Annotated in this window: 8 protein-coding genes; 2 read left to right on the top strand and 6 right to left on the bottom strand. The window is 63.0% G+C overall.

Annotation, left to right across the window (positions count from 1 at the left end; translation table 11 throughout):
* Positions 1-167 precede the first annotated feature (167 nt).
* The 3 genes from OIU19_RS08280 to OIU19_RS08270 form a co-directional block, all read right to left on the bottom strand.
* Positions 168-947: an alpha/beta fold hydrolase gene (locus tag OIU19_RS08280; RefSeq protein WP_372353297.1), complete on the bottom strand. Its 780-nt coding sequence runs from the start codon at positions 945-947 to the stop codon at positions 168-170.
* The gene (locus OIU19_RS08275) at positions 944-1,363 is read right to left on the bottom strand and encodes a VOC family protein (RefSeq protein WP_264234609.1); all 420 of its coding nucleotides are present in this window, start codon (positions 1,361-1,363) and stop codon (positions 944-946) included. Before OIU19_RS08275 ends, OIU19_RS08280 begins: the two co-directional genes overlap by 4 nt.
* A gap of 75 nt (positions 1,364-1,438) precedes the next feature.
* A complete protein-coding gene (locus OIU19_RS08270) occupies positions 1,439-2,353 on the bottom strand; it encodes an alpha/beta fold hydrolase (RefSeq protein WP_264234608.1) in 915 nt (304 codons plus the stop codon).
* 190 nt (positions 2,354-2,543) lie between these two features.
* Between OIU19_RS08270 and OIU19_RS08265 the strand changes: the two genes are divergently transcribed.
* Positions 2,544-7,403, top strand: a complete 4,860-nt coding sequence (locus tag OIU19_RS08265) for a dermonecrotic toxin domain-containing protein (protein WP_264234607.1) — start codon at positions 2,544-2,546, stop codon at positions 7,401-7,403.
* 12 nt (positions 7,404-7,415) lie between these two features.
* On the opposite strand, the gene OIU19_RS08260 is transcribed toward OIU19_RS08265, so the two are convergent.
* A complete protein-coding gene (locus OIU19_RS08260; RefSeq protein ID WP_264234606.1) occupies positions 7,416-9,932 on the bottom strand; it encodes a UvrD-helicase domain-containing protein in 2,517 nt (838 codons plus the stop codon).
* Positions 9,933-10,107: 175 nt separating this feature from the next.
* Between OIU19_RS08260 and OIU19_RS08255 the strand changes: the two genes are divergently transcribed.
* Complete coding sequence (locus OIU19_RS08255; protein ID WP_186553281.1) at positions 10,108-10,806, top strand: pirin family protein; 699 nt, start codon at positions 10,108-10,110, stop codon at positions 10,804-10,806.
* Between the two features lie 117 nt (positions 10,807-10,923).
* Here OIU19_RS08255 and OIU19_RS08250 read toward each other — a convergent pair whose 3' ends face one another.
* Positions 10,924-12,306: an MFS transporter gene (locus OIU19_RS08250; protein WP_264234605.1), complete on the bottom strand. Its 1,383-nt coding sequence runs from the start codon at positions 12,304-12,306 to the stop codon at positions 10,924-10,926.
* Entirely contained in the window at positions 12,303-13,514 is a 1,212-nt protein-coding gene (locus OIU19_RS08245) for an acyl-CoA dehydrogenase family protein (RefSeq protein ID WP_264234604.1), read from the bottom strand. The genes OIU19_RS08250 and OIU19_RS08245 overlap by 4 nt, the downstream gene beginning before the upstream one ends.
* Positions 13,515-13,516 lie beyond the last annotated feature (2 nt).

The following is a 13,516-nucleotide window of genomic DNA, read 5'->3' as shown; positions in this document are numbered from 1 at the left end:
TGGCCCTTGGGCTTGTTTGGCTCACGGTTGCGCGAAGCACGACGAGACGAACCGCCTCGGATCGCAGCAAGGTAAGCTCAAGCATAATCGGCTTTGCGCGGATATCCACTCGCCAGCCCGCGCCCCTCTCCAGGCACAGCGCTGACGGCGGATGAATCGCGGCACGTTCAGGCCAGAAACTGCCTGACGGCGCTCAGCACCACCTCTTGATGTTCGCGATGAGGCACATGCCCACAACCGGGCAGCATCCGCATCACGCTCGGCCCGCCGGCCATGGCGATGAAGCGGCGCGGATGGGCGTCGGAGCCGAACTCGTCCAGATCTCCGTGCAAACTGAGTAGCGGGCAGCGCACCTGGGCAAGCACTGCATCCAGGTTCCAGCCGGCGAAAGCGTCGGACAACCAGTTGTCTACCCACGCACGCAACACCCAGTGCGCCTTGTTGCCGTGGTACTTGCTCAGCCGTTCGATCTGCCCAGGCTCGGCGAACTGGCGATCGGCGGCGCGAATCCCGGCAACGGTGCGCGCCTCGACAAAGGCCTGGGCCGATTCGGTAATCAGCCCCTGGCAATGCTCGGCAAAGCGTGCCGCGCAGCTGATCGCCATGCCGCCACCGACACTGTGGCCAAAGACGATGAACGCATCGATGCCGAGCTGGCTGCGCAGCGCGGTAAATTCCTGCTCAGCTTGCGCTTCGACAAAACCCAGGCGCAGTTGGCCAGGGTGGCGGTCGGAGCGGCCAAAGCCGAGCCGGTCATAGGCAATCACCCGATGCCCGGTAGCGCGCGCCAGGCGCTCGGGAAACTCGCGCCATAACGCCACGCAGCCCAGCGAGTCATGCAACAGGATGATCGGCACGCCCTGCTCGGCCTCGGGCGTCCAGTCCTGGGCGAATAGCCGCCCCTGTGCAGTTGCGATCCAGTGCTGCCTGACCTGCGGCTGCATCATGGTTTCTCCTGCACCGGCCCTTTGAGCTCGACCTGGTTGCCGTCTGGATCGAAACAGTACAACGACAGCCCCTCACCCTGGGCGCCGTAGCGCTTCTCGGCCGGCTCGACAATTACCCCAGCGGTTTTGAGGTAGTCGCTCAGCGCTTGCTCATCGAACGGCTCGATGCGCAGGCAGAAGTGATGCAGGTTGCGCCCCTGATCCTGGGCAGCGCGACCTCCCGGCAGGCCCAACGGGCCGTCGATGCGCACCAGGTCGATCATCGCGCTACCGGCGGCCAGGTGGACCATGCCCAGGTCTTCGCGAATCCGACTGACCTGACAGCCGAGCAGGTCTCGATAAAAGCCGATGCTGCGCTCAAGATCGCTAACCCGCAGGACTAGATGGTCGATCTGCTCGATGGTGAAAGGCCGCATGCCGCATCTCCCTGTGGCGACGTGGAAACAAGTGCACCAACATAGCCCATCACAGCGTGGGGCAATAGACCCGTGTCACTCATTGACCAGCCGCTGCACGGCCCCCTGCTCATGCCGGGCCAGTACCCGCAAGATCTGGTCAACCAGGGCGCGCTCAGGTGCCTCCAGGTGCAGATGATGCCCACCCGGATGCCAGGAGACCTTGGCCTGGCGCGGCAGAGCCGCCTCACGGCGGGCGAAACCGTCACCGGCAAACGCGCCCTGACGACCCAGCATCAGGTACAACGGGCAGCTGACCTGCGCCAGCAGCGTGCAGGCTTCACCTTCGGTCAGCGGCATGGGTTCGGGCAACACCAGACGCGGATCATGGCGCCAGCAGTAACCATCGCCGACCTGCAACAGGTCACGCAGCGCCAGGAGCCGCGCAGCGTCCTCCGACAAATTGCCAGCGAGGCGACTACGGCGCTGCTGCAATGCCGCGTCAAGGCTGTCGAACTGACTGCCATCCGGCTCGCTGAAGCCCTGCAAGCGACTGCGCCGCACCAAGCGCTTGAGTCGATAGGCCTTGGCCAGGTGCTGCACGCGATCATCCTCGGCCACGGTAAACGGTGCGCCCATGCCATCGAGCAGGATCATGCTGGCAATCCCACTGGTCATTGCCGCAAGCAGGGTGGCGATGCCACTGCCCATGCCATGGGCGATCAGATGAAACTGGCTAAGGCCGAGGCTGTCGACCACCGCCAGCATGTCTTCGGCATGCTCCCACAGGTAGTAGCCACTGTCGTGACGGCGGTGATCGGAGCGGCCATGACCGACCAGGTCGGGGGCCACTACGAAGCAGCCATCGAGCAACGGCGCCAGGCGTTCGAATGAGGCGGCATTATCCAGCCAACCGTGCAGGGCCAACACTGGGATACCGTCCTCCGGTCCCCAGGTACGCACGGCGATCTCGATGCCGTCGAGGTCTAGCAGGTGATCCTTGGGCCTCATGGGCACTCTCCATGACTGCGCCCGACGCCCACGCGCCAGGCCGGCAGCTTACCATCGCCTAGTGCGCCGCCAGCCGCTGGCCCGTCACCGACGGCGACATGCGCGACACCGACCGCAGCGCCCTAGCTATGTACCGCAAGGCGTGGCAGCGATTACGGTGTGATGGGGCTCCACTTTCAGGAGCACCCGCATGACCAGCACCCCCGCCTACCACCACGCGCAAATCGTGCGCACGCTGCCCGCGTGGAGCAAACAATTACACCCAAGCCACACCCGCAAGATGATCCAGAGCCTGCGCAACGACTACCTGGACGAGCACGGCGTGCCCTATCCGTGGTTTGCCGGCGCTCGTCCTGATTGGCAGGATGGCGTACGCAGGGCTATAGCCAAACGCAATGAAAGCCGCAAAGCGCTGCAACAAGCACTGGCACCGCTCAAAGGCATTACCGAATTCTGCGCACCCTTGCTTGAGCAACGGTTGGCCCTCGACATTCCAGTCGATCAAGCCCAGTACAGCTTTCAGCCCTTTGAAGAGATCGGCGACAGCTGGGTATCTCCCATCGACGTTGAATACCCAGTGGCGACCGAGCGAGAGACCAACGTCAGCGCCACCCACCCTAAGGGCTCACCACAGCTGCGCAGTTTGCTCGAGGCGGCGCTGCACAATTTTACCGGTACTTCCCAGGCAGGTCCCTATAGCACCCTGCAATACAGCGCCACAGACACTCGAACACTGCCCACCCTGACTGTGGCGCAGTTCATCCAGCATTGCCGGACGCTGGACCTGGGAGCACGTTATCAAACGCATCTGGACACTATCCATGGCGGCGCCGCGGGTGAGACGCTTGAGGCCCTGATGTCAGAAGCGAACCGAGATGAACTGCGAGTCAGGGCTCGGATCGCCTCGCTGCAAGGGCTGCTAACCGCCCACGGCCTGGATGCCCTGCAGCAACTGAGCAACAACCTGCCGACGCCGCGTTACAAGCACTCCGCCCTGCACTGCTGGCGACTGAGTGTGTTTGATATCGGCCTGCACGAAGTCCTGTTGATCGGCCCAGACCAACCCGACCAGATCAACCCAGTGATCCTCTATATCCCAGGCGATGATCAGGAACCGCTGCGCGAGTACACGTCACGGCGCGAAGCGATGGCTAATTTCAAAGCGCAGTTGCTCAGAACTACGTTTCGCCGCCAGATCAATGCCCTTGCCCCCGGCCCACTCCAGCCTGCGCTGGCCAAAAAACTGCAACACGCGCTGTTCGAACGCCGCGAACTCGATGGCAGCGAGGTCCTGCATCCGCGTAGCGCCCCAACAATCGACCTGAATATCACGCGCTTACCTATTCAGCCATGGACCACGTTGCACAAACTGCATGTACTGCGGCTCAAAGGCGATGCGGCATGCATCGCTGTGCCGACCGCAGCGGTGGACGCCGAAGCGCAGCTGGAACGCCTGAAACATTGGTATGAGGTCGGCCTGAACGTACTCAACGTCGCCGCCATGTTCGTCCCGGGGCTGAACACTGTGATGTTGGCAGTCGGCGCCAGCCAGATCCTGCAAAGCGTCTTCCAAGGCCTCCACGCCTGGGAAGAAGGCGAAACAGCCGAGGCTTTGGCGCAGCTGGAATCGATCATGGTCAATCTTGCAGTCGTCGGCACCCTTGCTGGCGGGGCTGCACTGATCAAGGCTTCTGGATTCGTCGATGTCATGAAAAGGGTGTGGGTCGAGGGCGAGGAACGACTGTGGTTTGCCAACCTCACTGGCTACCGCAGCCCTGTCGAGCTGCCCGCTTCGCTTGAGCCCAACGAGCGAGGCCAATATCTACTTGATGGCAAGTACTACATCCGCTTGGACGGTGAACTCTATGAGCAGGCCAAAGCTGCCGATAACAGCTGGCGGCTGAAGCATCCCGAGGACGCACACGCCTACAGCCCGCGCCTGGAGCACAACCAGCAAGGCGCCTGGCGCGTTGAGCACGAACAGCCCATGGACTGGGACACTGCGCGTCTACTGCGCCGCCTTGGCCCACCCAGCGCAGGCTTGTCTGATCAGCAACTAATCAGCGCACTGCGTAGCACCGGCCTTGACGAGGATGTTTTGCGTTACACCCATATGCGCGCAAAACCCGCACCGGCGCTGCTTGTAGACGCGCTCACCCGGCTCAGGCTTGACCACGAAGTAGACGACATCATTGCCCGCGTGGGTGGCGGACGCTCGCTCGCGGCCTATAAAAACTACGCGGTCCCGGCGCTGCTGGAACTGCCAAACTGGCCGCAGGACCACGCGATCCGCGTCTTTAATGGTCCAGAGTTATGGGGAAGCTCTACCCTGTATGGCCAAGGCAGTGTGGAAATCCAGCTGAGTCGAACGAACTTGGAACAAGGCGAACTGGCCACGGCAGTGTTGAGTCAAATGGACGAACAAACTGCCAGCGCCCTGTTACCGAATACTGCCCAAGAACTACGCGCGCAAAACCTTCAGAAAAAGCTCGCTGATCACCTCAATGGCCAGCACACGGCCATGTTCCAGAGCCTGTATCTGGGGCATCGCCCGGCGCTCAGTGAAGCCGCGCAGACATTGGGCCGCCAGTTCACCAGCCTGCCAGACCCTGCCCTTGAGGAAATCGTCGAGTACGCCACGCCACTGGAGCGCAAGCGTCTGGCTAGTGGTGGTGTGCCCTTGCGCATTGGCGAGGAAGCGCGGCGGCTGCAATCACGGGCGCGCCTGGACCGAGCCTTGATCGGCCTGCACCGCCCAACGCTGGCAAACGCCGACACACGCCTGTTGGAGGAGGCGCTCCTGGTTGAGCGACCGGATCTGGCCAATGCCACGCCAGCGCAGCTGTTTGCGCTACTGGCCAATGACCGCCCGCTGGCTGCCCGACTGCTTGGCCAACAACCAATCAGACCGGGCTTTCGTTCGCCCTTGCGCCTAAGCGATGGACGCGTGGGCTATCCACTGAGCGGCAGACAAGGCACAAGCGCACGGCGTCTACGCGATTTGTACCCCGCACTAGACTCCCGCCAGCGCCAAACAATGCTCCAGCGGCTCACCCAGCGCGGCGATCTGGCCACGCAACTCAACGTCCTAGAGGAAGAATGGCGCAACCTTGATAGCAGCCTAAGTGCCTGGTCGCAGGCAGTCGGGTATGTGCAACGGGCAAGTCGCGAGGTGTTCAGTGACGCTGTGCGCAGCGCTTGGCGGCGGGAAACCGGCGACACGTTGGAGGTGACATCCATTGAGCTGGAAACCTTGCCCCCACTGCCGGCGCGTATGGAGCACATTACTGCCATCACCGTGCGTGATGCGGGGGTGCGTCATGTGGCCGAAGCGTTTCTGCAGAGCTTCCCCAATCTTGAGCGCTTGCGCGTCATCCAGAACCCTCAACTAGACAGGACAACCCTGTTTCAGGCGTTGCGCCGCAGCACGCGCCTGCATGAGCTGGACCTGCGCAATAATCAGATGGCGACATTACCGGCAAATGCGCTGCCAACGCTCACGCAACTGCGGCAGTTACGCAGCCTGAGCCTGCGCAACAATGACTTGCGGTTGAGCGCGGAACAGTTGCGAGCGCTGACTCAGCTGCCCGTGGAATACCTGGACCTAAACCGCAATGCCATCGAGCTCGATGCCAGCACAGCCGCCTACTTCCAGGACATGGTGCACCTGCGCCGCCTGGAACTCGCCGGCAATCCGCTGCGAATCGCCCCTGATGTACGTTACCTGGCGCGCCTGGAACATCTGAATCTGAGCAGAACCCAGTTGACCAGCTGGCCCGAAGGGCTGACCACCTTGATGAGTCAACGCAACTATCAACTGCGCCATCTTGACCTGAGTGACAACGCCATCCCCTTGGTGCCGGAGATTGAGACAGTGCTTGCCACACCGTATGCGCAGGGCCTACGCGATGAGCGCGCCGGTCTGCGTTGGCACTTCAATTACAACAGATTGCAGGAAGGTCAAGCCCTGCGGCTGCGTGAATCCGGCATCAGCGTTATCGAACACTCCGTGTCCGAATCAGAAAGCGAGGGTGGCTGGCTGGAGGCAGGTTCGGCGCAACAACGAGCGCGCGCTGAAGCGTTCATGATCAGCCTTGAGAATGAGCCGGTGGTCGATGTTCTGGATCGTCTGACGCTTTCCGCCGAAGCCCTGCATCACCCGCAAGAGCTTTATCGTCGGGTGTGGGCACTGCTGGGACGGGTGACCGAAGATGACCAGTTGCGCCAACGCATCGTAGAGGTTGCGCGCGAGTACCCGGCAACCTGCGGCGATGCTGGGACCGATGCGTTCAGTGCGCTGGAATTGGAAGTTTTGGCCTTCGACGAAACCGAGTATGCCGATCTTGCGCCGCAATACCGCTTCAACTTCTACCGCAGGCTGTTCCGCCGCGCTCAGGTCAACGCTATAGCCGACAATATCGCCGTGCGCAGAGCGCTACGCCGGGCGGCCCTCGTGGACAACCTGCCTGAACTGCCAGAACTCGCCCCAGAAGACGCTATCAGTGACGAAGACCTGCGCAACTCGCTGGTTGACGACATCGAGATTCGGTTGGCCTTACGCCAGGCCCTGGCGCCCGAAGCCTTGCTGAACTTCCCTGAGCCAAGCCAGGGCATGCTCTATCGACAGACGGCAATGATCACCAGGACCATTGAGTACAACGTCGAGCAACGGGTCTACGAACTCGATAGCGTACCCGCCAACCGACATGAGTGGATGGTCCGCCACCCGACCTGGCAACTGTTTCTTCAGCGTGAATACGGCGACCAGCTAAGCGCCCTAACCGAAGCCTGGCTGCAAGGCTCCAACTACCTTTCTGGCGTGTATGAGCTGACAGACGGAGCGCTCACCCCTGAGGTAACCCAGGCGCTGACGGCCGCGGTAGGGCACAGCCCCATAGAGAACGGCCAGTTGCGTCAGGCTGATCTTGAGGGGCAAGCGCTGATCGATGCCTGGGCGTCGTTCAAGCAAGCGAAGGAGCGTGCTGAGCACGCACTCCAGCTGCGCCTGACCGCCGCCCTGGATCTTAATGACCGAGGGCCCAATAGCTAATCTGGCATCCCACTACTGGCCGCGCAGGTCTTCGAAGAACACCTGCCGACCATCAACCTGGCTGGACGCTCGCGGCAACTTGGCAGTATCGCCAGATGCCGCCTCCACATGCCAATAGCAGTGCCTGACTGCGCGGGTCACCGCCACGTAGGCCAGGCGCTGCACTTCTTCTTTCTGCGCAGTATCGAACGGCTGGGCGTCGCCAGCGCGGCCAAGATCGGCCAGACGATAGACCTGGTTCTTGTAAGGCGAGCTGGTCAGGTATTGGCAATCGCCAAGCATGAACACCGCATCGGCCTGCAAGCCCTTGGCGCTGTGGTAGGTCAGTTGGCGCAGACGGCGCTGCTCCGCCGGCAAGCTAGAATCCGCTTTAACTACAGACTGAATATGTTCTGAAATCAGCAATTTATCGCTACTTTTTCGAAACAGTATCATCACCGATTCGCCGCGCTCGTAGTGCTCGATCACGGTCTGGCCAAGGGCCGCCTCATCACGATCGAAAATCCGCACCGGTGACAACGGCAGTGCTGCTGCCACGCCAGTGGCTCGGGCCTTCTTGCCGGAAATCGCCTGCGCGCCTTTGACCAGATGCTCAGCGGCATCGATGACCTGCTGCTGGCTGCGGTAGTTTTCCACCAGCATCACCCGGGTATTGGCCGGTGACGGGAAGGTCTTGGTGAACTCCATGAAGAACTTCGGCGAGCTGCCGCGCCAACCATAGATCGACTGCCAGTCATCGCCAACGCACAGCAACGATGAATGCTGGGCACTGCGTCCCACATTCATCGCTGGGCCGCGCCGGCGAATCTCGGCGAGGCTGGCGCGCAGCCAGCTGACGATCTGCGGCGAGACGTCCTGGAACTCATCGATCATCAAATGCGCCAATGGGCGCAGCAATGCATCAGGCAACAGCTGCAGGTTCTCTGGGTTGTTCTCGCCAAATAGGGCAAACATCCGGTTGTAGGTCATGACCGGTGGCGACTGGGCCAGCAGGTGCGCTTCCAACGCTCGCCAGTACAGCGCCAAGGCCTCGAAGAATTGCCCATCGCTGTCACCTGGCGGGAAGCTCATGGCGCTCACCGCGCCGCCCACTTCCAGGCCGAGGTTCTCGATGAAGCTCGCGGCCGCTACGAAAGCATCCAGCAAGGGCGCCGGCGCCAGCTCGCCCTTGACCTTGTATTCAAAGCCAGGCCCGGCTACAGCGTCGCCCGCCAAGGAGGCGGCCAGGCGCTTGGCTGTTGCATAATTATCTAACCATATCAGTGGCTTATCGCAGAAAGCTTGAAACAAGGTGCGTTTTACCGCCCACTCTGCGCGCACCGTAAGCTTGGCCCCCGGACGCTGATACTGAGCGCTTTCACTAGGGTCGAAGCCCAGCACCACCCAGCCATCCTGGCCTTGCAAACGCCCATGCACATGGAAGCTGTGACCACGGATCTGCACGGTTTCGCGGCATGGCTCGATGCCTTTGATCGGCCAGGCACCGGCGGCGAACCACAGATCCTCGATCACGTCGCACAGCTCTTCGTCGCGCTGGGCGGCCAATTGGGTCACCTGCACGCGCTTTTGCACGTCGGGGTGGTCCGGGTCCAGCGGCTTGAGCTGCAAGGCCTCGCGGCGCAAGGCGCCTATCAGCTCGGCGAAACGCGGGCTGTCGCGCAACAGGTCGCGATAACACAGGTTGAGCTGCTGGCGCTGGGCGTCGTTCAAGCGCAGGTCGAACGGGTTGCTGTCGGCGGCGGCCTCACTGCCGGCTGGCATCTCGTTGCCCAGGGTTTCGAAGGCGCGTAGTTGGCCAAAGCCAGGCAGGCTGCGAACCAGCGGCAGGATTCGCGAATGGAAGGTACGCACCAGCTCGCGGGCGTTGGCCGCTGAAAAGTCGAGCTGCCAAAGCGCGAACACCTGTTGCAAGCGCTTGATGAAGTCTTTGCGTGACTCTCGCGTGAAGGTCACCACGGTCATGGCGTCGAGCTCATAGCCCAGGTAATGGCGCAGCAACAGGATGCGCAGCACCAGCGAGGTCGACTTGCCCGCGCCCGCCCCGGCCACCACACAGGTTGACGGCGTATCGCTGAAAATCAGCTTCCACTGCGCAGCGCTAGGCTGGGCCTCGGCCGGGAGGCGCTGGGCCACATCAGCCTTGAAGCGCTTTTTCAGCTCGGCGCTCAGCGGTAGGCGCCAGTCATCGAACAGTTTGTCGTCCTGGCCGGGTACCCCAGGGTTTTCCGGGCGAGTATCGCGGATCACCAGAACCTGGCGCCCGGCCTCATAACCCTCGGCCCGGCCACGCTCGTAACCCTCGCGCAGGCCATCAGTATGGCCGCTGCGCTGGCCCGTGGCATGGCCGAGGAACCAGGAGTCGCGGTGCTGCGCTTGCAGGCGACTCAGGCCACGGCCCAACAGGCGTGCCGCCAGACGCCGAAACCAAGGCAGTTGGGCAGGCGGAGACAGGTCCGCCGGGACAAGGGGCTGCTCGTGTGGCACGGTCACTCCGTTGAAAATCCAATCAGCTGTGCATGTTCGCCGCATCCGCCAAAAATCACCAGCGAATGCTTGAAGATCAGTGGATTAGGCGATGAAACGCATAAAGCACCGCACCTTTATATATCGATCAATACGATTATATTTAGCCGATATTTACGCTTATTTTCGATCATTCAAACGCGCATCATGGCCCCATTCCACCGACTCAAGGAGCACGATCATGCTGCAACTGCGACCCTTCGATACCCTCGGCCATGCCAACCACGGCTGGCTCGACGCCCACCATCACTTCTCGTTCGCCGAATACTACGATCCGGCCCGGATGCACTGGGGTAACCTGCGGGTGTGGAACGACGACCTGATCGCCGCCGGCAGTGGCTTCCCGCCACATCCGCACCGCGACATGGAAATCATCACCTATGTGCGTGAAGGCGCCATCACCCATGAAGACAGCCTGGGTAACAAAGGCCGTACCGAGGCCGGTGACGTCCAGGTGATGAGTGCCGGTAGCGGCATCGTGCACAGCGAGTACAACCTGGAGCAGGTCGATACGCGGATCTTCCAGATCTGGATCATTCCACAGCGGGTTGGCGATGCGCCGTCCTGGGGTACCCGGCCATTCCCTAAAGGCCAGCGCGGCGAAGGCTTCGTGACCCTGGCCAGCGGCCGCGAGGGCGATGAGCAGCAACTGCGCATCCGCACCGATGCGCGCCTGGTGGCTGCTACCTTGCAAGCCGGGGAAAGCGCAGAGTACCGCTTTGACCAGGGCCGCCGCGGCTACCTGGTGCCGGCCAAGGGCGCGGTCGAGGTCAATGGGGTACGGGTCAATGCCCGGGATGGCCTGGCGATCGAGCAGGAAGCGCTGTTGACCGTCACGGCAATCGAGGACAGCGAGATCGTCCTGGTCGATGTGGCCTGATCACGCTGCCCTTTAGCACCTCATCGCGGGGCAAGCCCGCTCCCACACGATCCGCGTTGTTCGCCGATTGTGTAGGCGCGGGCTTGGCCCGCGATGAGGCCCTGGAGGTCGCGTACATCAATTGGCCAAACGCCGAAACACCATCCCCGATACCCCGCACAACCCCGCACACACCAGCATGACCGTGGTGACATCCGCCACCGACGTCTCCGTCCGCCCGTCCACCCCCGCCAGCACCCCCAGCATCAACCCCGCCAGGCTCACCGACATGGCCATGGTCAACTGCCCCGACATCGACGCAAGCGAGGTGGCAGCAGCCGAGCGCTCCCCCGGTACGTCCTGATAGCTTGCCGCCCCCAAGGTGGAAAACTGCAACGAGCGCACCAGCCCTGCGACGAACAACACCAGTGCCATCAACCAGATCGCCGTATCCCGGTCGAACCAGGCGCACAGGGCAATCCCTGCGCCACTTAGCACGGCATTACAGCTGAGCACCTGGCGATAGCCGTAACGGCGCACCAGCGGCACTGCCAGCAGCTTCATCAACATGGCGCCGACGCCGCCGCTGACCACCAGCCAGCCCGCGGCCATCGGGCTCATGCCCAGGCAGTTCTGCAACAACAGCACCAGCAGGAAGGGCTGCGCCGCCGAACCAAGGCGAAACAGCCCGCCGCCGGCCTGGGTCACGCCAAAGCTGCGCAGGCGCAGCAACGACAGGTCAACCAGCGGGTTGGGATGGCGCTGCGCATGCAGCAGGTAACCCAAGGCGCAAGCTACGCCACCGCCGATCAAGGCCAAGGCCCACATCCGAGGCAGTTGGCCCAGCCCGAGCGACTCCAGGCCTAATACCAACAGGGCCAGGGCGCCGCCACTGAGCAGCAAGCCGCGCCCATCCAGCGGTGGCACCGCGCGCGGGGGGAAATCCGGAACGTGCTTGAGGATCAGCACGCATCCCAGCAGGCAGATTGGCAAGTTGATCAAAAAGATCCAGTGCCACGACAGCGCCGTCACCAACAAACCGCCCAGCAACGGCCCTAGCAGCGGCCCCACCAAGGCAGGCAAGGCCAGCCAGGACATGGCCTGGAGCAATTGCTCGCGGCTCGACCAGCGCAGAATGATCACCTGCCCCACCGGGGTCATCAGCGCCCCCGCCGCGCCCTGCAACATGCGCCCCAGGCACAGCTGCCAGAGCGACTCGGCCAAGGCGCACGCCAGTGATGCAACGGTGAACAGCCCCATTGCCAGCAACATCACCTGACGCGGGCGAAAGCGCTCGGCGGCCCAGCCGCTGAGTGGCACGCACAGGGCCAAGGCCAGCATGTACAGCGACACCACCAGGTTCATGCGCAGGCCCGGCTCGCCAAAGTCCGCCGCCATGCTCGGCAGCGCGGTCATCACCGCGGTGCTGTCGAGCAATTCCATGAACAATGCGGCGCCGATGATCACCGGCACCTTGGGGCTTTGCAAATGGCCGACCAGGGCGGCCGGCTGTGCCGTCAAAACAGCCCCGAGACAGGTGGCCGGGTGCCTTTGAGTTGCCAGGCGCCCACCACCGCCGCCTTCCAGTGACGCGGGTTGTGGTTGGCCACGGTGCGGGCATTGCGCCAGTGTCGATCGAAGTTGTGCTGGCGGCCAGTGGTCGAGGCGCCGCCGACGTCGAACAGCGTTTCGGCGGCTTTGAGGGCCAACTCCGCCACCAGGTATTGGGCCTGCGCCACGTCTAGGGCGGCCTGTTCCACTGCGGCTTCGTCAAGTTGTGCGGCCCAGGCCCGGTCGATGCTCGCCGCGGCCTTGAGCACCAGCGCCTCGGCGCCAAAGGCGCGCGCCGCGATATCGCCTACCGACAGCTCGACGTAAGGGTCATCGACCGAGCGGCTGGCGCTGCTGTGCTTGATCGGCCGGGCATGCTCGCGGGCAAACTGGCTGGCATCGTTCAAGGCATTGCGGGCGATCCCGGCCAGCACGGTGCCGAGAAACAGCTGCAAGAACGGGGTGACGATGGTGCGCTGGCCTTCTTGCACCGTGCGCGTGCGGATATCACTGGCCTCGACCCGCACGTTGTGCAAATGGGTGGTGCCGCTGGCGGTCAGGCGTTGGCCCATGGCGTCGAAATCGTCGACCAGTTCCAGGCCTTCACGGTCACGCGGCAGGATGAACGACACCGGTTGTTCGTCCTCATCCAAGGCCACCGCGCTGACGTAGTCGGCGAACAGCGCCCCGGTGCTGTAGAACTTGCTGCCGTTGGCGCGAAAATGATCGCCCTCGCGCACCAGGCGGGCGGCGATGGCGCCATTGGCGCCGCCCAGCTCCCAACCGGCATTGCCGATCACCGCGCCCTCAAGGTAGCGGGCGAACCAACGCTCACGCTCCTGTTCGGCGCCTTCGGCGGTTGCGGCCAACAGCCCCTCGACGAAGGCGAAGCCGGGGCGCAGGGCTTGGGCAACGTTGGAGTCGACCGAGGCCACCTGCAACAACACGTCGATCACGTCGCTGACACTGCCGCCCGGGCCGCCGTACTGCTGGGGAATGCGCACGGTGTACAGCCCGGCGGCGGCGAGCTGGGCGATGGCCGCGTGCGGCAGGCTGCGCTCGCGTTCGCGCAGGGCTGCCCCGGCGGCGATCTCCGGCAGCAAGGCCGCGATACGCGCTTTGAGTGCGGCGACAGTGGCAGCGGGTGCCTGGGCAGGGAAACGTTGAAAGGTGGTCATGG

The sequence above is a fragment of the Pseudomonas sp. BT-42-2 genome (assembly GCF_025847435.2).
GTDB classification, from domain to species: Bacteria; Pseudomonadota; Gammaproteobacteria; order Pseudomonadales; family Pseudomonadaceae; genus Aquipseudomonas; species Aquipseudomonas urmiensis.
Note: the sequence above shows the minus strand (reverse complement) of the source record. Positions and strands in the feature narration are given on the sequence as shown.